Source organism: Desulfovibrio sp. 6_1_46AFAA, assembly GCF_000224635.1.
Taxonomy (GTDB): Bacteria; Desulfobacterota; Desulfovibrionia; order Desulfovibrionales; family Desulfovibrionaceae; genus Desulfovibrio; species Desulfovibrio fairfieldensis.
This window is the reverse complement of sequence record NZ_JH114300.1, coordinates 305,883-326,404: the sequence shown is the minus strand read 5'-3', so window position 1 is coordinate 326,404 and position 20,522 is coordinate 305,883. Positions and strand designations below refer to the sequence as shown.

General features: G+C 62.1%; 15 protein-coding genes and 1 tRNA gene. 13 read left to right on the top strand and 3 right to left on the bottom strand.

Annotated features, from left to right (window positions below):
• The first annotated feature begins 49 nt into the window (after positions 1-49).
• The 13 genes from HMPREF1022_RS01290 to HMPREF1022_RS01230 all read left to right on the top strand — a co-directional run bounded on the left by HMPREF1022_RS01290 (position 50) and on the right by HMPREF1022_RS01230 (position 19,368).
• Entirely contained in the window at positions 50-1,195 is a 1,146-nt protein-coding gene (locus HMPREF1022_RS01290; RefSeq protein WP_009301547.1) for a S1C family serine protease, read from the top strand.
• Positions 1,192-2,514 (top strand): SrfA family protein, encoded by a 1,323-nt coding sequence (locus tag HMPREF1022_RS01285; RefSeq protein WP_009301546.1) that lies wholly within the window; start codon positions 1,192-1,194, stop codon positions 2,512-2,514. The genes HMPREF1022_RS01290 and HMPREF1022_RS01285 overlap by 4 nt, the downstream gene beginning before the upstream one ends.
• 2 nt (positions 2,515-2,516) lie before the next feature.
• Entirely contained in the window at positions 2,517-5,624 is a 3,108-nt protein-coding gene (locus HMPREF1022_RS01280) for a virulence factor SrfB (protein WP_008683852.1), read from the top strand.
• Positions 5,625-5,636: 12 nt separating this feature from the next.
• The gene (locus HMPREF1022_RS01275) at positions 5,637-8,264 is read left to right on the top strand and encodes a virulence factor SrfC family protein (RefSeq protein WP_009301545.1); all 2,628 of its coding nucleotides are present in this window, start codon (positions 5,637-5,639) and stop codon (positions 8,262-8,264) included.
• A 3-nt stretch (positions 8,265-8,267) separates the two neighbouring features.
• Entirely contained in the window at positions 8,268-9,272 is a 1,005-nt protein-coding gene (locus HMPREF1022_RS01270; RefSeq protein WP_009301544.1) for a sel1 repeat family protein, read from the top strand.
• Between the two features lie 32 nt (positions 9,273-9,304).
• Positions 9,305-11,287 carry a vWA domain-containing protein gene (locus HMPREF1022_RS01265; RefSeq protein ID WP_009301543.1) on the top strand — a complete coding sequence of 661 codons (1,983 nt, stop codon included), beginning with the start codon at positions 9,305-9,307 and terminating at the stop codon, positions 11,285-11,287.
• Between the two features lie 14 nt (positions 11,288-11,301).
• A complete protein-coding gene (locus HMPREF1022_RS01260) occupies positions 11,302-12,075 on the top strand; it encodes an ABC transporter ATP-binding protein (RefSeq protein ID WP_009301542.1) in 774 nt (257 codons plus the stop codon).
• 4 nt (positions 12,076-12,079) lie between these two features.
• Positions 12,080-13,369 (top strand): FtsX-like permease family protein, encoded by a 1,290-nt coding sequence (locus HMPREF1022_RS01255; protein ID WP_009301541.1) that lies wholly within the window; start codon positions 12,080-12,082, stop codon positions 13,367-13,369.
• A complete protein-coding gene (locus HMPREF1022_RS01250; protein ID WP_009301540.1) occupies positions 13,362-15,050 on the top strand; it encodes a formylglycine-generating enzyme family protein in 1,689 nt (562 codons plus the stop codon). The genes HMPREF1022_RS01255 and HMPREF1022_RS01250 overlap by 8 nt, the downstream gene beginning before the upstream one ends.
• Positions 15,051-15,065: 15 nt before the next feature.
• A complete protein-coding gene (locus HMPREF1022_RS01245; RefSeq protein ID WP_009301539.1) occupies positions 15,066-15,968 on the top strand; it encodes an NAD(P)-dependent oxidoreductase in 903 nt (300 codons plus the stop codon).
• Positions 15,969-16,093: 125 nt separating this feature from the next.
• A complete protein-coding gene (locus tag HMPREF1022_RS01240; RefSeq protein WP_009301538.1) occupies positions 16,094-18,154 on the top strand; it encodes an alpha amylase C-terminal domain-containing protein in 2,061 nt (686 codons plus the stop codon).
• Between the two features lie 55 nt (positions 18,155-18,209).
• A tRNA-Pro gene (locus HMPREF1022_RS01235) sits at positions 18,210-18,286 on the top strand.
• Between the two features lie 614 nt (positions 18,287-18,900).
• Positions 18,901-19,368 (top strand): hypothetical protein, encoded by a 468-nt coding sequence (locus tag HMPREF1022_RS01230; protein ID WP_008683829.1) that lies wholly within the window; start codon positions 18,901-18,903, stop codon positions 19,366-19,368.
• A gap of 267 nt (positions 19,369-19,635) precedes the next feature.
• Here the strand turns inward: HMPREF1022_RS01230 and HMPREF1022_RS01225 are convergent, their stop codons facing one another.
• The 3 genes from HMPREF1022_RS01225 to HMPREF1022_RS01215 all read right to left on the bottom strand — a co-directional run bounded on the left by HMPREF1022_RS01225 (position 19,636) and on the right by HMPREF1022_RS01215 (position 20,448).
• A complete protein-coding gene (locus HMPREF1022_RS01225; protein WP_232221520.1) occupies positions 19,636-19,809 on the bottom strand; it encodes a helix-turn-helix domain-containing protein in 174 nt (57 codons plus the stop codon).
• A gap of 78 nt (positions 19,810-19,887) precedes the next feature.
• Entirely contained in the window at positions 19,888-20,139 is a 252-nt protein-coding gene (locus HMPREF1022_RS01220) for a helix-turn-helix domain-containing protein (protein ID WP_008683823.1), read from the bottom strand.
• 54 nt (positions 20,140-20,193) lie between these two features.
• The gene (locus HMPREF1022_RS01215; RefSeq protein WP_009301537.1) at positions 20,194-20,448 is read right to left on the bottom strand and encodes a helix-turn-helix domain-containing protein; all 255 of its coding nucleotides are present in this window, start codon (positions 20,446-20,448) and stop codon (positions 20,194-20,196) included.
• Positions 20,449-20,522: the final 74 nt, after the last annotated feature.

Here is a 20,522-nt window from a genome sequence, read left to right as displayed (position 1 = left end):
CGGGACGCGTTTTGCCCTGCCGGGCAGCTTGTGAAAGCGGAGCTTGCGCATGACAGACGGCGAAAATAAGACTTCCGGCTCCCCCGCCGGTACGCCCCCCCCTCCGGTGGAAAACGTCGCGCCCCGGACGCCCCCCGTGGCGATTCCCTGGTATCGGCGGCCCTGGTTCTGGGGTCTGCTGCTTTTTCTGTGCCTCCTGCTGCTGGCGACCTGGCTGCTCCGGAAGGAATGGCAGGCCGCGGAAGCCCGACGTGCAGCCCTGGAAAAACAAACAGCGGAAGCCCGGCACAACAACGAGGCGCGCGAGGCTTTTTTGCGGCAACTGCGCTTGCTGCTTGAAAAAGACCCCTGCGATATTCAGCGCGAGCTGAACAGGCTCAGCCCGCCGCCGGGCGTGGTCTGGCCGCCGCTGTCTACTCCCTCCCCTTCTCCGGCCGCCAGGCCTGAAGCTCCTGTGGCAACGCCCGCGTCGCCTCCGGCTGTCCAGCCGCAGGCCTCGACGCCCGCCCCGCCGACCAGCGTGGCTGAACTTCTGGAGCAGGGCACGGTACTGGTGCTGGCCCAGAGAAAGGAAGGGCTCTCCATGGGCTCCGGCTTTTTTGTGGCTCCCGGCTACATTGTAACCAATGCCCATGTGGTGGGCGACGCCACCCAGGCCATTGTCACCAACAAAGCCACCAGGGGCCTGCTGACCGCCAAGGTTCTGCGCACCACCCAGTCCGGCGGGCGCGATTTCGCCGTGCTCCAGGTGCAGGGCGCGCCCTCGATCACGCCGCTCAAGCTGGCCGCCGACATCAAGCGCACCGAACGGGTCAGCGCCTGGGGCTTCCCCGGCGCGGTCACCGTGGATGATCCCAAGTTCGCGGCCCTCTTGCAGGGCAATGCCGCCGCCGCGCCGGAAGTCGTTTATACCGACGGCTCGGTGAGCGTGATCCTGCAACGCGATCCGCCGCTCATCGTGCACACGGCCACGGTTTCCCAAGGCAACAGCGGCGGCCCGCTGGTCAACGACAAAGGCGAGGTGGCGGGCATCAATACTTTCATCAAACTGGACGACGAATCCTACCGCCAGTCCAGCCTGGCTATCGTCAGCGCCAGCCTGGCCGACTACCTGCGTTCCGTGGGGATTCCATTCAGTCTGGCGGCCCCGCCCGCCGCTCCGGCCGCCAAAGCCGCCGGGGGAGGCAAGCCATGAGCGCCCGGATTGCCGTCAGCCTGCGCGGTCAGATGCGGGCCCTTGCCAGCCAGGGTATTTTCGCCACGGATTGCTATGCCCAGATGCGGGCCATCCTGCTTCAGAAACTGGGGCCGGAGCACGCGGCCCTGCTGGCCGAACCCCAGCACGACGCGGAAGGCCGTAATGTGGACTGGTATGCCGCAGGCCAGGGAGAGGCACGGCCCGTCAAAGAACTGCCTGAAGCCGAGGCCCAGGCCCTGCGCGCCGAAGCCGGCGGCCTCGCCAAGGATATCCTGAACCTTTCCCGGTCCCTGACCGCCGAGGCCCAGGCCCGGCAGGCTCTTTCAGGCCAATTGCTGCAACTGGCCCTGCAGCACCCGACAGAAGATGACCTCTGGTCCGTGGGCGGCAAACCGGTCCTGATCAACTGGGGTTTCGCGCCCGGAGCCGTGGGCGCCCAGCCCCAGGATCTTTCCCGCCTGGGGGCCGTACCGCCCCCCGCGCCAATGGCCGCCCCCACGCCTCCGCCGCCCCCGAGCCGAAGCGGCTGCCTGCCCTGGTTGTTGCCCCTGCTTTTGCTCCTGCTTCTGCTCTGGTTGCTGCTGGCGGCTCTGGGCATTCTGCCCTCGCCTCTTCCGGCCTCTTGCTTCAGAACGGACACAGCGGCTCTGGAAACCGAAAAAAGCCGTGCCGCTCAACTGGACGACGAGCTGGCCCGACTCTGGCAGCAATTGCAGGAACGCGCAGCCCTCTGTAAGCCCGTGATCCCGCCGGTGGCGGCGAAGGAACCGGAAAAACCGGTCAAAGAACCTAAAAAGGAACCGGAAGTGGTGGAACCCTTCCTGGGTGAAACCCCGCCGGAGCCGGAAAAACCCAAGGTTGAGAAGCCCAAACAGGAAAAGCCCCAAAAGCAGGAGCCCAAGCCCGAACCTCCTGCCCCCAGGCCAGCGCCCAAAAAGAACGAGGACCTGAACATCCCCAGCGATGCGGCCAAAAAGAACGACCTCACCTTCCTAGAAGGCTGCTGGACCAGTGAGACGGGCTTGTATTCGCATCCTTCCAACGAGCCGATCATTGCCGAATACTGCTTTGACAAGAACGGCAAGGGCCGCCGTTTCGTGCGCGAACGCAATGGACAGGTCTGCAGCGGTTCGGCCAGCGCGCGCTTCCAGGGCAACCGCCTGCTCTTTGATTCCGATCCGGCCCGTTGCCCGCGCGGCGGCACCTATGTGCCCCAGAAAGTGGAGTGCACGGGCAGTGAAAGCAGCACCCAGTGCAAAGGCAATGAACTGGGCGGGGCCCGCCATAAGTGGGACGCCCGTTTCAGAAGGAAATAAGCATGGACGCCATTCCCCGTTATCTCTCGCCCGTCAGCATCATTCCCGGCGGCTGCCCGCAGTTTCTGGATTTCGCCCTCCCGGAGGAAGCCATCCACCGCCTGCGCCGCTATTTCCGCGAGGAAAAAAAGCAGGAGGGCGACGCCGGGGGCCGCTATACCCACTATCTGCGTTGCCTGGTGGAAACGGAAAACGGCTTTGTGGACCAGTTGACCGGCCAGCCCTGCGACTACGACTACGACATGGACGCCCGCCGCGCCCTGGACGTCTGGGAAGGACAGTGGCTGCCCATTCCCTTTCTGCGCACCCTGGACCAGCTTTGGCCCGACGGCGGCAGGCGCTTTGAATGCGGCCCCTCCAACTGGGCGCGGGCCAGAATCATGCGTTCGGAGCAGCATCCCGGCCGGTTGCGCGTCGTACTGGCTTTTGACACCAACGTGGAGCCGCGTCCCGCCGAAGGCGAGGAATATTACGCCCTTTCGCCGCAGGACGTGGCGGCCCACGGACATTTCATGCTGGCCTGTCAGGTGCGCGACAATTCCTGGTTCCTCAACGCTGCCTGGGTGGATGAATGGCTTTCCGGCATTTACAGCGCCTGGCGACAGGGCAAACACCACGGGCGCGGCTCCTGGCAGGAGGAAACGCCCTATGTTCTTGAACACCTGGCCAGCTATCTGACTTGGCTGGAAGTGGTGCGCCTGGCTCTCGACGATTTGGCCGCCCAGGTCATCAATCCGGACCGCGACACACCGGTGGATGTGGACCTGATTCTGGATATCGGCAATTCCCGCACCACGGGCATACTGGTGGAAACCCTGCCCCAGCGCGTCACTAATCTCAATGACAGTTATCTGCTGGAATTGCGTGATCTCAGCCAGCCCGACCGGATCTACGCCGAGCCCTTTGAAACCCGCGTCGAATTTGTGGACGCGGCTTTCGGCAACGACGCCCTTTCCCGGCGTTCGGGCCGCCAGAGCCCGGCCTTTGCCTGGCCTGCGGCCGTGCGTATCGGGCCGGAGGCCGCGCGCCTGGCAACCCAGGCCGTCTGCGCTGAAGGCACCACCGGCATGTCCAGCCCCAAACGCTATCTCTGGGACGAGCGCCCCTGGCAGCAGAGCTGGCGCTACAACACCGGCGGCAAGGCCGAGCCCATGGTCAGCCGCGGGCTGTTCGCCCGCCAGCTCAATCCCCAAGGCACGCCCCTGGCCTGCTTTGACGATCCGCTGTTCAAGAAAAGCCCTGCCCTGCAAAAACAACAGGCCGAACCCATTTTTGAGTCCCTGTTCACCCGTTCGTCACTGATGCTCTTTATGATGGGCGAGATCCTCACCCAGGCCCTGGTGACCATCAATTCCCCGGCCACCCGGGCACGGCGGGAACTGCCCAATCTGCCCCGGCGGCTGCGGCGGCTGATTTTCACCGTACCCACGGCCATGCCCGTGGCGGAAAAACGCATTTTCCGCCGCTGGGTGCTCTGGGCTGTGCGGGTGATCTGGGACGCCCTGGGCTGGGGCCAATGGTATCTGCCCCAGCAACAGAACAAAGGCCAGAGCGGCGATTACCGCCTGAGCCCGCAGGTGCGTTGCGACTGGGACGAAGCCAGTTGTTCGCAGCTGGTCCTGCTCTACAATGAGCTGGCCGTCAAACAGCACGGCGACGCCCACCATCTTTTCCGGCTGATGGGCAAACCGCGCGCCGCCTACGGCAATCATCCCTGCGTACGCATTGCCTCCATCGACATCGGCGGCGGCACCACGGATCTCTCCATTACCACCTATGAGCTGGCCAGCGGCGAGGGCGACACGGCCCGTATCGTGCCGCATACGGAATTCCGCGACGGCTTTAACATCGCGGGTGATGAAGTTTTACGTGAAGTTGCGGCAAATCACGTCATCCCGGCCATCGGCGAAGCTCTGGTCAAGCAGGGCCTGGCGGAACCGCGCGGACTGCTGGGCCAGCTGTTCGGACGCGACGCCATCGGCATGTCCCAGGAGGAACGCAATACCCGCGTACGCCTGGTGCGCCAGATCGCCGTGCCCGTTGCTCTGGGCCTGCTGGCCGCCTGCGAGAATCCGGACATGCGGGACGACAGTTACAGCTGCGTTCTGGGCGACTTTTTTGAGCCGGATCCTTTGGCCGCGGCCACCACCGCTCCTTCCACGGACGACGAAGAAGGCGGCGGCTTCACTCCGGCCGTACGCGCTCCCCGGCCTCAGGCCGCCATTTTGCGTGCCGTGGATCACCTGGTGCGCCGCGCGGCGCCCTTCATCCAAAACTTTAATATTCTCGACGTGCCCATTCAGGTCCGCCCGCGCGCGGTGGACGCCACTATCCGCGCCACCCTGGGTCCCACCCTGTCCGCGCTCTGCGAATTGGTCCATTTGTACGACAGCGATGTGCTTCTGCTCACGGGACGCCCCAGCGCCTGGCAGGGCGTCATCGCGCCGGTGCTCGCCAAGCTGCCCGTGCCGCCGGACAGGATCATTCCCATGCGCCAGTATCATGTGGGCAGCTGGTATCCTTTTGCCGACGCCCTGGGCCGAATCACGGACCCCAAAACCACGGTTGTGGTGGGGGCCATTCTCTGCGCCCTGGCCGACGGCCATTTGGAGGGCTTTTCCTTTGATTCCGGCGCGTTGCGCCTGACATCCACAGCCCGTTATATCGGCGAGATGGACATCAACAGCCAGCTCAAACGTCCCAAGGTCTGGTTTGAGGTGGATGTGGAAAGCAAGGACGGCACGGAACAGAGCCGCCAGGTGGCTTTCAGCGGCCCGCTGTCCATCGGCTACCGCCAGCTGGACGCCGAACGCTGGCCCACCACGCGTTACCACTTGCTGGCTTTTGCCAGCGAGGAGGCCCGCTCCCGCGCTTCCGGGCGGTTGCCCTACACGGTGGAAGTACGCCTGCGCGTGGAGGACGTCTGGGATGACGCCCCGCGCACGGACGACGACAAGGAACGCCGCAGCGAAGGCGAATTCAGCATTGATGCCATTACGGACAACCAGGGCCGCAGCGTGGACCGCCGCGATCTGGAAATCCGTCTGCAAACCCTGAAACTGGACGAAGGCTACTGGCTGGATACCGGCATTGTGACCGACGCCGGCTAAACGAGGATGACCATGCAGCAGCAGGATACCGATCTGGCCCGGCTTTGTCGCGATCTGGCAAAGGAATCCCGCCAGGCCGTGGCTTGGCTTCAGGGCAATTGCGAACTGGTGGGCAACGAATGCGCGGCCCTGCAAAAGGACATGCGTCATGCCGCCCGCTTTTTTCACAAATGCGAGCAGGCCGCGCGCCGCAAAATGTGCGTGGGCGTTTTTGGTCCCAGCCAGTCCGGCAAATCTTATCTTATTTCGGCTCTGGCCCGCGATGCCAAAGGCTCCTTGCTGGCGGACTTCGGGGGCAAGTCCTATGATTTCATCACCCAGATCAATCCCGAGGGCGGCAAGGAATCCACCGGCCTAGTGACCCGCTTCACCACAACGCCGCCCGAAGGTTTGAGCGAAGGTTTTCCCATCCGCCTGCGTCTGCTTACGGAGACGGACGTGGCCCGCGTGCTGGCCAACACCTATTACGCCGATTGCGAACACAAGGAAGCCCCGCAGCCCGAAGCCCTGACAGCGGCCCTGGACGCCCTGGAAGTCCGCGCCGCTCAATCTCCTGTCAGCGCGGGCGCGCTGAGCGGCGATGACCTGGAAGACTTAAGGGATTACATTAACAAAAATTTCAGTTCCCGGCCGCGCGTACAGATGCTGCAAAAAGGATTCTGGCTGCGGGCTGTGGAACTGGCTCCGCGCCTGGGCCTGGAAGACAGGGCGCAACTGCTGGGCCTGATCTGGGACAATGTGCCGCAATTTCAGAGCCTCTATCTGCAACTCTGCGGCGCGCTACGCGATCTGGGCAATCCGGCGGAAGCAGGATGTCCCATTGAGGCCCTGATTCCGCGCAAGACCAGCATCATCGACGTGGCCCTGCTGCACGGACTCAGCGAACCCGCCACGGACATGCTGACGATTTTGGGGGCCGAGGGTCGCAAGGCCTCTCTGCCGCGCGCGGTGGTCACGGCCCTGACCGCTGAAATCACTATCCACATGCGCGAAAAGCCGGACGACTTCTTTGACCACACCGACCTGCTGGACTTCCCCGGCTACCGTTCGCGCCTGAAACTCGAAAATCTCAATCAGGAGCTGGAACGACCAGGCACGCTGGAAAACCTCTTTCTGCGCGGCAAGGTGGCCTACCTTTTCGAGCGTTACTGCGAGGAAAAGGAACTCACCAGCATGCTGCTCTGCATCGGACCCGGCAATCAGGAGGTACAGGACCTGCCCCGCGCCGTGTACGAATGGATCTGCTCCACCCACGGCGAAAACCCGGCCCACCGCGCGGGCAAGGCTCCGGCTCTCTTCTTTGTGCTGACCAAGATGGACATGGAGTTTGAAAAGAAAAAGGGCACGCCCTCCGTGGAAACGCGCTGGACCACGCGCCTGCAATCCTCCCTTCTGGACTTCTTCGGCAAACAGCACGACTGGCCGGAAAACTGGGACGGCAGCCATCCTTTCAATAATGTCTTTCTGCTGCGCAATCCCAATTTCCGCAGCGAAGCCATTTTCAGCTTTGACGGCGACAAGGAGAGCGGCATCCGCCCGGAACAGACACTGTACGTGGAAGAGGTGCGTCAGGCCTTTTTGCAGTCGCCCCTGGTCCAGCGCCATGTGGCCGAGCCGGAAATTGTCTGGCAGGCGGCCATGACCCTCAATGACGGCGGCGTGGCCCTGCTGCGCGAGAGACTGCGTCCGCTCTGCAATCCCGAGCTCAAACGCCGCCAGATCACGGTCAGCCTGGACGAAAAACGCGAGCAGGTCCTGACCAAGCTCACCCCCTTTTATAAAAGCGACGACCGCGAGGAATTGCGCCGTCGGCAGGAACAGCTTTCGCGCACCCTTGTGGCCTTGCTGGCCCGGTTGGCGGAGAAGCAGCTTTTCGGCGAATTTCTGCGCGCCCTGCAGGTGCGGGACTTTGACCTCTATGAAATCTGCTTCCGGGCCGGACAAAGCCCGAAGCAGGGGACGGCTTCCGTCGCGCCCGCGCCGGTGGTAGGCGCGCGGGTTTCCGCCGACGACATTCTGGGCGACATTTTCGGCGACGCCCAGGCAGTACCGGCGGCATCCGCAATACAAGAAGAGGACCGCGCCCGTGACACGGCCGCCGTTTTCGCCAATCTGGCGCTGGAGCACTGGATCGGGCGGCTGCGCGATCTGGCCGGTGATGCGGAGGCCCGCAACTATTTCGGCCTGCCCGCCAAGGAGCTGGACCAGTTCTGCCACGAACTGATCACGGCCGCCGCACGCTGCAAGCTGCGCGAAAACCTGGAAACCGAACTGCGGCGAAGTTCCGCCTACAGCAATATGGCCCGCGAACGTCTGGTCTGGAAGCAGGTCAGCCTGGCAGCCGACGCTATCAACGCCTTTGTGGACTGGCTGGGCTTTGACCCGCGCTTCAAGGATCAGGCGGCGCGTACAGTTTTGTTCGGCGGCAAAAGCGTCAGCCTGTTCAATCCGCCGCCGGTCATCACGGGTGAGCCGCATATCGCGGAAGAAGAATCGCCCTATGACCGCCTCTGGTATACGGACTGGCTGCGGGCCCTGGCCTACAGCGTGACGGCCAATGTGGACTTTGACGGCCGACAGACCGTCAACCCGGAACAAAACAACCGCCTGCGTGATATTTTGCGGGCGTTCAAGGAATAGCGCATGCGCGCCACAATCACAGCGGACCCTTCGCGCGGTCCCGGTTACGGCATTATTGAAATCCGCGACGCGGGCAATGTGTTCGCCCCCGCTTTCGTGCTGCGCCGGGGCTCGGACGGCAAAACCCTTTCCAGCGGCGGCTGGCAGGAAAGCGAAACGGCGCTCACGCCCGACGCCTGGGACAATGACGGCGGCAGCCTGCGCCTGGCCGTGGGCCCGGCCGTGGTCGATGAGATGGACAATCTGGACGCCTACCGCATCAGCCTGACCGGCGCGGGGGCCTGTGTACTGGTGGTTCAGAATCTGGTTTATTCGCATATCAGCGGCGGCCAGGGCGTGGGCGTCTATGCGCCGCCGACCGAGCCTTTGCAGGCCGTGCCGGAAACAGAGCCCGCAGTGGAAGCCCCCGAACCGGAGCCTGTTGTTACGGAGCCTCCCTTGCGGATGGCCCGGGAACCGGGAGAGGGAAAAAGCGGTAAGGGCGGCCTGCTGGTCGGCCTTGCGCTGCTTGTGCTGGTGGCAGGCGTCGCTGTGTGGTGGTTTATGCTGCGCGCGCCGGAAAAACCGCCTCTGCCGTCAGCCCCCACGGCGGCCCAGAACCAGACAGCACCCGCCGCATCCGCAAATCAATCTCCCTTGGCCGCCGCCCGCGAACAATTGCGCGGCGAAGCCCGGCCTGAAATGAGTCTGGCCCTGGCCAAACCCATGCGCAAGGCCGGAGCCGGAGCGGAAGAAAGCGACGCGGCCTTTCTGCTGTTGGAAGACGCGGCCCAGAAGGGCAATGCCGAGGCCATGCTGCTGGTGGGGCAATTTTATGACCCAGTCAGCTCCTTGCCGCGCGGCAGCATTCCCGTGGACATGGGACAGGCCAAACACTGGTATGAACAGGCTAGGCAAAAAGGCCAGGCCGAAGCGGCCAAAGCTCTGGACGCCCTGCGCGTCCATGCGCAGACCGAAGCGGACAAGGGCAATGCCGAGGCCCGAAGTTTGCTGCAAAACTGGAAGTAGAGCGTGCCCACACGGCGCGCCGGGAGAAAATAATGCGTATGTCCGTCCGTCTGTGGTCGGCGCTGCTTGCGGCCTTGTGTCTGAGTCTGGCCGCCATGGCGGTTCAGGCCGAACCGTCTCCGGTTTCCGTCAGCCCGTTGCTGCAACAGGGCAAAAAAAGCCTTTTCCAGCGGGTGGTCAGCCATCCGGGGGCCAAACTGCTGGCAGAGCCCAAGGCCGACGCCAAGGTGCTGCAGGAAGCGGTCGTCCCCTTTACCGTGCTCTATGTCTATGCCCGCAAGGACGCATGGTTGCAGGTGGGTCCCTCCACCACCCAGCCTGCCGGATGGCTGGAGGCGGCCAAAGCCACGGACTGGAACCAGTCCCTGACCCTGCTGTTCACCCCGCGCACGGGACGCGACCCGGTGCTCTTTTTCAAAACCGAGCAGGATCTCAATGCCCTCTGCTCGGCCGCCGACATGGAGAAACGGCTGGGTACACTGCTGTCCGCCGCGACGCAGGCCGCCAAGGGGGGGACGGTTCCCGCCGACCTGCCCATTGTGGCCAGCGAACCTGAGGGAAGTCAGGGGGCCGTTTCGGAAAAGCGTTTTTATCTCATGCCCATTCTGGCCATGCAGGATCCCTTTGACGGAGTAAAATTCCTGCGCGTGGCCTCCATTGACCCCGGCGACTATGCGAAAAACAAGAACGGCGGCAAAAACGGGCCGCCCAAAACCGGCATAGCCCTGGTCATCGACACATCCATTTCCATGAAGCCCTATATTGAGCAGAGCCTCAACGTAGTCCGCCAGATCTACGACAAGATTGAAACGGACAAGATGGCCGACAATGTGGGCTTCGCGGTGGTCGCGTTTCGCAGCAGCACCACAGCCACGCCCGGCCTGGAATATGTGTCCAAAGTGGTCAGCGACTTCGCTACGGCCAAAAACCGCAAGAGTCTGGAGGACAAACTGGCCCAGGTGCGGGAGGCCACGGTTTCCAGCCACGACTTTAACGAAGACTCTCTGGCCGGGGTGTACAAGGCCGTGGAAGCCCTGAACTGGGGCGATTATTCCTCGCGTCTGATCCTCCTGATCACCGACGCGGGCCCCCTGAAAAACGGGGATAAATACGCCTCGGTGACAATGGGCGTTAACGAGCTCAACGACTTTGCACGCCAGAAAGGCATCTGGATTACGGTGCTGCATATCAAAAGCCCCGGCGGAGCCAAAAATCACGGTTACGCCGAGCAGAGCTACCGTGCCCTGAGCAAACTTTCCGGCAACCGCTCCAACTATCAGGCCGTGGCCGCGCCCACCCCGGCGGAGGGCGCGCGCCAGTTCGCGACCGTGGCCAAGGCCCTGGCCACCGGCATGGTGGACATGGTCAAAAATACGGCCGCCGGTAAAATCATGACCCGTCCCAAGGATGAAACGCCGCAGCAGGCCACGCCCGAACAGCGGGCGGAGCAATTGGCCGCCACCCTGGGGTACGCAATGCAACTGGAATATCTGGGCCGCGCGCGCGAGAACCAGGCCCCCAGCGTGGTCAATTCCTGGATCGCGGATATGGACCTCAAGAGGCTGGCCAAACATGAACAGAGCCCCAGCGTGGAAGTAGCCGTACTGCTGACAAAAAATCAGCTCAACGACCTCAGCGCGCAGCTCAAGGCCATTATCGACAATGCCGAACGCACCAAGAAGACCGACTCACGCGATTTTTTCCAGGGCATTCTTTCGGCTTCCACGCGCATGGCCCGCGATCCAAACCTGCCCACACAGGGCAAGAACCTGGCCGAGTTGGGCGTGTTGTCCGAATTCCTGGACGGCCTGCCCTACAAGAGCGACATCATGCTGTTGCGCGAGGAGGACTGGTACCGCATGAGCATCGGCGAGCAGACGGCCTTCATCAACCGCCTCAAGTCCCGCCTGGCCCGTTACGAGGAATATGACCGGGACCGCGCTAACTGGGAGAGCTTCGGCCAGCCCAACGCCGGAGACTGGGTCTACCGCGTGCCCTTGAACATGCTGCCGTAGCCCGGACCACGAATATGGAAGGTACGGGCGATCTGGTCTTTTCGCTGCGCGGCGTGAGCAAACGCCGTCCCGGCCATGAGGGTTTTCATCTGCGCCTCGCGTCCTTTGACGCGCCGCGCGGCAGCCTGCTCGCCCTGGCCGGGCCCAGCGGCTGCGGCAAAAGCACGGCTCTGGATCTGCTGGCCTGCATACTCAGACCGGATATTCCGGCGGCGGACGCGGAACAAGACAACGTCCGCTTTTCCTTCGCCCCCACGCCTGAACGGCGTGAGGATGTACTGGCCGCCTGGCGGCGCGGCGGCACGGATGCCCTGGCGGCCTTGCGCCTGCGCCACCTGGGCTATGTTTTGCAGACCGGCGGCCTGCTGCCCTTCTTGTCCGCCAAGGAAAACATCCTTCTGCACTGCCGCAGTCTGGGCATTGTCAGGCAACGCGGGGAAGCCGTGGATGCCATTGTGGAACGCCTGGGCATCCGCCATCTGCTCGGGCAATATCCGGGCACGCTTTCCGTGGGGGAACGCCAGCGGGTGGCTATCGCCCGTGCTCTGGCCCATGGCCCCGGCGTGGTGCTGGCCGACGAACCCACCGCCGCACTGGACCCCTGGCACGCCCGCAATGTGCTGAATCTGTTCACGGATCTGACGCGGGAACTGGGCATTACCATGATCATGGTTACGCACGCCCCGGACATGGCGGCGGATGTTGGTTTCACCCTGGTCCACTTTGCCGTGGAATCCGGTCCCGACGGCGTTGTGGCCGATGTGCGCCATAAAGCCGGGAGGGGGTAAGCGTATGCGGACAGTCGCCCGCGCCTGCCTGCTGGCGCTCAGAGATTATGCCCATGAAGGCCTGCTGTCGACCTGTTCCGTGCTGGGACTGGCCGCCGTGCTCACGCCGCTGCTGGTGCTTTACGGGGTCAAGTTCGGCGTGGTCCAGACCCTTACGGACCGCCTGTTGGAGGATCCGCGCACGCTGGAAATCTCGCCAGTGACCAGCGGACGTTATACGCCCGACTACCTGGCCCGCCTGGCCGCGCACCCGGATGTGAGCTTCGTGCTGCCGCGTACCCGCTCCATTGCCGCCACTATGGATCTCAGCCACGGCGAGGGGCAGGCGCGTAAAACTCTGCTGGCCTCTCTGGAGCCCACAGCCCCCGGCGACCCCCTTCTGGCCCGCTACCATGCGACCGTCCCGGCCATGCCCACAGCCGTGGGAAAGAATAATGTGGACGGCAATGCAGCGTCTCCGGCCCTCACGCCCATCGGCATGGCGCTTTCAGCCACCGCCGCCGAAAAGCTGGGCGTGCGCCAGGGCGACCCGCTGCTGGGGCGGGTGGAACGCCGCTATCAGGGACAGGTGCAGAGCGCCCGCGTGCCCCTGCGGGTGGTTGCGGTGCTGCCTTTGGCGGCCCAGCAGAAGGATGTGGCCTATGTGCCTCTGCCTCTGCTGGAAGCCACCGAGGACTTCCGCGACGGGCGCGCCGTGCCGGAGCTGGGCGCGGGCAACGGCTGGACTGGCGAGCCCCGGCCCGACGGCCCGCGCGTGTATCCCGGCTTCCGCCTGTACGCCCGCAACCTGGCGGCGGTGAGCGCCTTGCGCCGGGGCTTTGCCCGGCAAAAGCTGGACGTGTATACCCATGCCGAGGAAATTGAGCAGGTCAGTACCCTGGCCCAAGCCCTGAATCTGATCTTCGGCCTGATCTGCGCGGCGGCGGCCGCCGGTTTTCTGGCCTCCACAGCCAGCAGCGCCCTGGCCGGAGTCAAACGCAAGGAACGGATTCTGGGTCTGTTGCGGCTCACGGGCTTTGCCACGGGCGCGCTAATGCTCTTTCCCCTGGTGCAGGCTCTGCTCACCGCCCTGCTGGGCACGACCCTGGCTGCGGGCATCTACGCCGTGGCCGCTGCGGTCATCAACCATCTTTTCGCCGCCAGCCTCAACGGCATGGAGCAGGTCTGCCGCCTGCTGCCAGAGCATTTTCTGCTGGCCTTCGCCCCGGTGGCCGGGCTTTCCCTGCTGGCAGCCCTGGGGCCAGCCCTGCGCGCCGCGCGCGTGGAACCTTCGGAGGTGATCCGCGATGTCTGATGTAAAGCGCCGTCTTCGGCCGCTCTGCCTTTGCCTTCTGGCGCTGGGCCTGATCCTCGGCGGCGTCCGTCCCGCCGATGCGGCCCTGGCCCGTAAAGGCAGCGTCAACCTGACCGACGCCTATAATCCGCAGCCTGCTGGCGATGATATCGTACTGCCCATGCCCTGCGGCTTGAGCATGGTGTTCAAGCTGGTGGCCGTACCGGCCAAGGGCTTTCTCTGGGACATGCCCGTGCGCCCCGGCCTGGACGACAGCGCCAATGCCGAGCGGGCGTTTTACGACCGGCGCTACAACGCCGCTCTTTCCGGCCCCTTCGCCCTGGAGGATCTGCCCGCCGCCTGGCGCAAGCCGGCCCCGCAGGGGCAGAATTACTACTATCTTATCGCCAAATACGAAGTCACCAATCTGCAATGGCAAGCCGTCATGGATGCCTCCTGCCCGGACAGCCAGAATCTTCCGGCGGACGCGGCCCGGCCCGTGACCGACGTGAGCTGGTACGACGCCGTGGACTTCACCCGCCGCTACACGGCCTGGCTGCTGAAAAACGCGCCGGACGCCCTGCCCCGCTTCGCCGGGGACAGCCGCAATGTGGGTTTTGTGCGTCTGCCCACGGAAACCGAATGGGAATACGCGGCGCGCGGCGGCCAGACAGCGGGCAGCCAACAACTCTTGCAGGAGGATTTCTTCCCGCTGCCGCAAGGGGACGGCAAAGGGGATTACGCTGTGTACCGCCCCGAAGGCGCGGCCCATATTCCCGAAAGCACGGCCCGCATCGGCTCGCGCAAGCCCAACCCCCTGGGCCTTTACGATACGGCGGGCAATGCGGCGGAAATGGTGCTGGACAGCTTCCGCTTTTCTCTGGCCGGACGCCTGCACGGTTCCGCCGGGGGCTTTGTGCGCAAGGGCGGCTCCTTTCTCTCCGGCGATGCGGAAATTCTGCCGGGCCGCCGCGAGGAAACGCCCTTCTTTCTGGCCGACGGACCGGCTCACGCCCGCGATCTGGGCTTCAGGCCGGTAATTTCAGGCATCAACACGCCGGGCGGCAACCGCCCCGAGGAACTGCTGGCCGAATGGAACAAGGCCGGTGAAAGCATGACTCCCGGCATGCAGGCGGCCCGCAATCCCCTGGAGGAACTGGACCGCATGCTGGCCCTGGCCCAGGATCCGGCGGTCAAAAACAATCTGCAGAAGCTGCGCGACACCATCAAGGAAAACAACATCATGCTGGAGCGGCAAAAGCAGTTGGAGGCCCAATCCCTGCTGCGCACCGGCGTCTATATGATTGAAACCATCCGCAATTACGCCAGCCGCCGCAACAGCCTGCAAAGCCAGTTGCAGAGCATGGAACGCGACAGCAAGACCGCTAAAGGGCAGACCCTTGAAAAACTGCGTCAGATCATGGATACTGCCGGTAGGGGCCTTGCCATGCTGGACACCAGTCTGGACAAGTCCCTGACCTTTTACCGCAGCAAGGTGGAAGACGGCACGCAGCTTGCGCCGGACGCCCTGGCCGCCGCCGAGGAATCGCTCGGCAAGGATTTCAGCGGCAACGATCCCTTTAATGAAAATATGCGCCGCAATCTGGCCTTGTTCCGCAAGCACGTGGATTTGTTCCGCAAGAACAAACCGCTCTCGCGTGAGGCCATGCTAAAGGAAATTCTGGAACGCCGTTTCCAGTAGCAAAGGAGCACAACAATGGCGGAAAAATTGCGTATCGGCTGGATCGGCACCGGCGTCATGGGTTCGTCCATGGCCGGCCATCTGCTGGCGGCCGGCTGGCCGCTGACCATTTACAGCCGCACTAAAGCCAAGGCCGACAGCCTGCTCGCCCAGGGCGCGCAATGGGCCGAAAGTCCGCGCGCCGTGGCCGCCGCCTCGGACATTGTTTTTTCCATTGTGGGTTTTCCCAAGGATGTGGAAGAAGTCATGTTGGGCGAAAACGGTGCGTTGCGCGGCCTGAACAAGGGCGGCATCGTCTGCGACATGACCACCTCCAGCCCGGCTCTGGCCCAGCGCATTGCCGAAGCGGCCGCCGCCCAAGGCTGCGCAGCTCTGGACGCGCCCGTGACCGGCGGCGACGTGGGCGCGCGTGAAGCCCGGCTCTCCATTTTCGTGGGCGGCGACAAAGCGGCCTTTGAGCGCGTTGAACCCTGCTTTTCCAAGATGGGCCAGCGCCTGATGCACTGCGGCCCGGCCGGTTCCGGCCAGAAGGCCAAACTGGCCAATCAGGTGGCTGTGGCCGGGGTGATGTTCAGCGTTTGCGAATCCCTGCTCTTTGCCCAGGAAGCGGGTCTGGATGTGGCCCAATGGCTGGAATTGGTGGTGCCCGGCGCGGCAGGCAGCACGGCCATGGGCACGCTGGGCCGCCGCCTGCTCAAGACCGATTATGCCCCCGGCTTCTTCATCGACCATTTCATCAAGGATCTGGGCCTCTGCCTGGAGGAATGCCGCCGCATGCGTCTGGTGCTGCCGGGCGTGACCCTGGCCGAGGAGTTCTACCGCATGATGCAGGCCCAGGGCCACGGCCGCCTGGGCACACAGGCTCTGATCCAGTGTCTGGCCACGCTTTCCGGCAAGGAATGGCGCAAGCACGAATAATCTTTGCCCATCCCGGCTGACGTCCCGGCATGATGCGGACGTCGGCCGGGGCCGCCGCATGCCGCGCCTGAGCCCCGCTGCTGTCGGGCTGCAACCACGCTGACAGACGTCTTTGTGAGGCCGCCATGCCTATTCTCCCGCCTCAGAATCCCCTGGAAGACCCGGCCCTGGAACCGTACCGGGCTTTTCTGCTGCGCCGCAGCCGCCGTTTCACGGACGAGCTGCTGCGCATCACCACGCAATACGGCTCATTGCGCGCCTATGCCAATCTGCACACCAGCCTGGGCCTGCACCGCGTCAACAATGCCAAGGGCGAAACCCGCTGGCGCTGGCGCGAATATATGCCCCAGGCCGAAGCCGTCTGGCTGACCACGGACAAACTGAATTTTCAGCGCCATGCCAGCCATCGTTTCCAGCGCAAGCAGAACGGCATCTTTGAGCTGACCCTGCCGCTTGAGGCGCTCGCGCACGGCGACTACCTGGAACTGCGCGTGCTGCCCCTCGCGGCGTGGAATCAGCCGGACCAGCCGGGCCTGCCCGCAGTTAAGTCCGGCACGCCGCCGTTGCGCCGCGTGCCCGCCTTTGCCCACTGGGTGGAGCAGGACAAAGTTGTGCCCACCCAATGGTGCGCGCGGCTCTGGACGCCCGGGCAGCCTTACCGCTTCCGCCACCGCCGCCCCGGTGCGCCGGTCTTTCCCCGTATCTATGAGGCCCATGTGGGCATGGCCCAGTCCTCCCTGACCCATCACGGCGAAAGCGTGGGCAGCTACGACGAGTTCAGCGGTTCCGTTCTGCCCCGGATCAAGGCCGACGGCTATACCGCCGTGCAGCTTATGGGCATTCTGGAGCATCCCCTGTACCGCTCTTTCGGCTATCAGGTCAGCAGCTATTTCGCGCCCAGCTCGCGCTACGGCACGCCGGACCAGTTCAAGGCCCTGGTGGATACGGCGCACGGCTTGGGCCTGGCCGTGATTCTGGATATCACCCACGGCCATGCCTGCCCAAATACGGAGCAGGGCCTGGCCCGCTATGACGGCAGCCGGTATTTTTTCAGCGAAAAATTCAATCAGTGGGGCACGCCCTCCTTTGATTACAGCCGGGAGATGACGCGGCGCTTTCTGCTCTCCAACTGCCGTTACTGGCTGGAGGAATTCCGCGTGGACGGTTTCCGCTTTGACGCGGTGGGCAATATGCTCTACCGCGACCACGGCGTGGACGATGATTTTTCGCATGTGGGGCGCTGCTTTTACGGCAAGGACGGCGAGCCGCGCGCGGATGAGGACGGCGAGCTCTATCTCTGCCTTGCCAACGCCCTGACCCACGAACTGCGGCCCCAGGCCGTGACCATTGCCGAGGAATTTTCCGGCATGCCCGGCCTGACCTGCCCGCCGCAGGAAGGCGGCCTGGGCTTTGACTACCGCTTTGCCATGGGCATTCCCGACTACTGGGAAAAGTGCATTGAGGCCCCGCGCGACATGGGCAGCCTGTGGTACGAGATGACCAATCACCGCCCCTATGACCGCACCATCAGCTATGTGGAATGCCACGACCAGTGCATCAACGGCGATGACGCCATGATCTGGCGGCTGCTGGGCGACGATATGTACCACTATATGTCCGTGGGCACGGAGAGCTGGAATGTTTCGCGCGGGCTGGCCTTTTACCGCCTGATGCGGCTGATCACCCTGGCCACGGCGGACGCGGGCTATCTCAACTTCATGGGCAATGAGTTCGGGCATCCGGAATGGCTGGACGCCGAGGCCCACGCCCACCGCCAGTGGTATCTGGCGGACCGGCCCGACCTCAAATATGCGGGCCTGGCGGCCTGGGACAAGGCCCAGTTGTGGGATCTGGCGGCCGCGCACATGGAGGATTTCCAGCAGGCTCCGCTGTTCCGCTTCATCCATGAGGAAGAACGCCTGCTGGCCTTTGAACGCGGGCGGCTGCTCTTCGCCTTCAACTTCCATGAGCTGGAGGCCAGGCAGGACCTGACCTTTGCCGTGACGCCGGGCAAGTATGTGGAGCTGCTCTCCTCCGACGAAGCACGCTTTGCCGGTCACGGCAACCTGAGCGTGACGCGCCCGCCGGTGGAACATTTCACCACGCCCCTGCCCGACCGCCGTGAACAGGACGTGACCCTATACCTGCCGCCGTTGGTGGCTCTGGTGCTGCGGCGCGAAGATTAAAAAACAAAAAATTCTTGACAGAAAGGGCCTTGCCGCGTAGTTACTTCTCTTGCGTCGGGATGTAGCGCAGTCTGGGAGCGCACTTGAATGGGGTTCAAGGGGTCGAAGGTTCAAATCCTTTCATCCCGACCAAAATTTAGGACTTACGGTGTATGCCGTAAGTCTTTTTTTTATTAGAGGCCGTTCAGCCCGCATTGGTTAATCTGTCCCCTGCCGCGACGAGAAATCGTGGATATTATGGAAATAATAAATGCAATTCTAGCTCTAGTTGCCGCTATAAGCGCTTGGAAAAGCTATTGCAATTTCAAATTTGTTTTCTGAAAATGTACAAAACTATGTTTCAGGAATATACTCTTTATTTAGAAGTGTGGTTGAACATCCAGTGAGCCTGACTGGACTTTCACAAAAAATTAAAGATCTCCAAGACCTTTATGACAATGGAATTATAACTAACTAGCTAAATATCATGCTATAAAGCCGCACCTTGACTTTCCTAGACATCCTAGACTAATCTCCTGGCACTACTTTCATTGGCAGCGTCCACACCGCTGGATAAATTCGGTGTGCTCTGCCCGGCGTTGTGCTGGGTTTCTTTTTGGTTTTTGTCCAAACAGCATATATTGCCGGGTCAATAGCTCCTAATACAATACCCGTGAGGGAAATAAGAGCAGCGCTTCCAATGAGCGTAGTTGAGTCCCGGCATTTCTCATTTCCAAATGCCCCACTACTAGATCATTGGAGTTCTTATGTCCGATGCAACCAATTTCAGCCGTTGCGAGTTCCCTTTTGATGCATTTTTAGTCCTGGCGGGCAAACTACAAGAAACGGCGGAAGCAATGCTGGCCTTTTGCCGTTCCACGAGCGCTGAAAAGGATTCATCAAAAACGGAAGACGACGCGGAGCTCGTCGAGCACGGATGTAAGCCGGGAGAATACCGGCAATACCACTTGCCGCCGTATGCCCTCACGGAAGAAGGCGAGCTTCTTGACCGATATAAGGCCGAGAATATCGCCGCCGCCCTGGACGCCATTTACAACGACCTTTTCGCCACGGTCTTTCTTATGAAGGGCTATGACGCCGACACCAGGATAACCAACTTCACTCTTTACCAGATTGGAGAGCTGTTGTCGCGCTCGCTGGGAATGTTGAGCAAAACCGGTTCCGTCCTGGCTGATTATAACTTGATGCATGTAAAGCGGATTCCAACTGCGTAGCATGAAGGCGGTCCCGGAAAATTTTCGGGGCCGCCTTTTGCTCTTTATCCCTTTAGAGCATTTCAACTTTGAAAATGTTGAAATGCTCTGGCGGCCGCGTGAGCGGACGCCCGCGCCTGAAGCCAAGGCGGGACCATGTTCCCGCCGCAGGTTGAGGGCAGCGTCAGCTTTGAAATTGTGCCAATTTCAAAGCAAATCCGCTCTAGACAGACACAAAAAATGGGGCAGCGTGGCGTAAGATTAAAGTAATCCGGTCTTTTTCAGCAACTAAACAGGATCTTTTTGCAAAGCCTCGGCAATAGCAAAAAACTCCAGGATATCCAGCCGCCGTTCACCGTTTTCATATTTCGACACGAACGATTGCGGCTTGCCCAAGCGATCCGCAACATATTGTTGGCTGAATCCTTGGCTTTTTCTTGCTTGGATCAGCACATCCAGCATTACGGCATATTCTTTGGTAAAAACTGACTTCACACTCATTTTTGTAAATCTCGTTAACCTCACATACCATCACGAGAATCACATTTTTTTCATACAGTCGCAGTCAATAAAAAATTCCTCGGGATTTACGCCAAGGGCCGTGGCAATCTTTACAATATTCAGAAGGCTCAGATTCCTGCGTCCTTGCTCGACACCTCCAATATATGTTCGATGGAGGCCCGCCCTCTCCGCCAACTTTTCTTGCGAAATATGCAATGCCTCTCGTTTGGCTCCAAGAGCCGCGCCAAACTGTTTCAAAATCTCAGCGTCAGCTTTGCAGTATTCCGGCATGGTTACCTATCTCCCGTCGTTGCATACTCCCCATGCCGATATACCCATGTCACGCTAATTTTTTTCAGCCTCATCAACCAGTGCATCCAACAGCTCGCCGGGGCGCACTTCCAGCGACCGCGCGATCTTGATAAGCAGATTGAGATTAGGCGCGCGGTATCCGAGCTCCAAAGAAGAGACATAGCTCTTGGTTATGCCCACTCTGTCGGCGAGCTGCCGCTGGGAAAGTCCGGCCGCATCCCGATACCGTCTGAGCACCGCAGGCATGAAGGTTTTTGCCAGGTTATCTTCGTCGAATTTGGGTTTCATACCTCCCACATACAATGCCTATTTACAAACTCGACCGACTATAGTAGGTCGATTGGCTAGCAATAGTTGGTCGC

What these genes read in the sequence shown, in the direction of transcription:
- HMPREF1022_RS01245 (WP_009301539.1), top strand. Translation starts at nt 15,066, where the DNA reads ATGGCGGAAAAATTGCGTATCGGCTGGATCGGCACCGGCGTCATGGGT.
- HMPREF1022_RS01270 (WP_009301544.1), top strand. Translation starts at nt 8,268, where the DNA reads ATGCGCGCCACAATCACAGCGGACCCTTCGCGCGGTCCCGGTTACGGC.
- HMPREF1022_RS01290 (WP_009301547.1), top strand. Translation starts at nt 50, where the DNA reads ATGACAGACGGCGAAAATAAGACTTCCGGCTCCCCCGCCGGTACGCCC.
- HMPREF1022_RS01285 (WP_009301546.1), top strand. Translation starts at nt 1,192, where the DNA reads ATGAGCGCCCGGATTGCCGTCAGCCTGCGCGGTCAGATGCGGGCCCTT.
- HMPREF1022_RS01280 (WP_008683852.1), top strand. Translation starts at nt 2,517, where the DNA reads ATGGACGCCATTCCCCGTTATCTCTCGCCCGTCAGCATCATTCCCGGC.
- HMPREF1022_RS01230 (WP_008683829.1), top strand. Translation starts at nt 18,901, where the DNA reads ATGTCCGATGCAACCAATTTCAGCCGTTGCGAGTTCCCTTTTGATGCA.
- HMPREF1022_RS01255 (WP_009301541.1), top strand. Translation starts at nt 12,080, where the DNA reads ATGCGGACAGTCGCCCGCGCCTGCCTGCTGGCGCTCAGAGATTATGCC.
- HMPREF1022_RS01215 (WP_009301537.1), bottom strand. Translation starts at nt 20,448, where the DNA reads ATGAAACCCAAATTCGACGAAGATAACCTGGCAAAAACCTTCATGCCT.
- HMPREF1022_RS01260 (WP_009301542.1), top strand. Translation starts at nt 11,302, where the DNA reads ATGGAAGGTACGGGCGATCTGGTCTTTTCGCTGCGCGGCGTGAGCAAA.
- HMPREF1022_RS01240 (WP_009301538.1), top strand. Translation starts at nt 16,094, where the DNA reads ATGCCTATTCTCCCGCCTCAGAATCCCCTGGAAGACCCGGCCCTGGAA.
- HMPREF1022_RS01225 (WP_232221520.1), bottom strand. Translation starts at nt 19,809, where the DNA reads ATGCTGGATGTGCTGATCCAAGCAAGAAAAAGCCAAGGATTCAGCCAA.
- HMPREF1022_RS01275 (WP_009301545.1), top strand. Translation starts at nt 5,637, where the DNA reads ATGCAGCAGCAGGATACCGATCTGGCCCGGCTTTGTCGCGATCTGGCA.
- HMPREF1022_RS01250 (WP_009301540.1), top strand. Translation starts at nt 13,362, where the DNA reads ATGTCTGATGTAAAGCGCCGTCTTCGGCCGCTCTGCCTTTGCCTTCTG.
- HMPREF1022_RS01265 (WP_009301543.1), top strand. Translation starts at nt 9,305, where the DNA reads ATGCGTATGTCCGTCCGTCTGTGGTCGGCGCTGCTTGCGGCCTTGTGT.
- HMPREF1022_RS01220 (WP_008683823.1), bottom strand. Translation starts at nt 20,139, where the DNA reads ATGCCGGAATACTGCAAAGCTGACGCTGAGATTTTGAAACAGTTTGGC.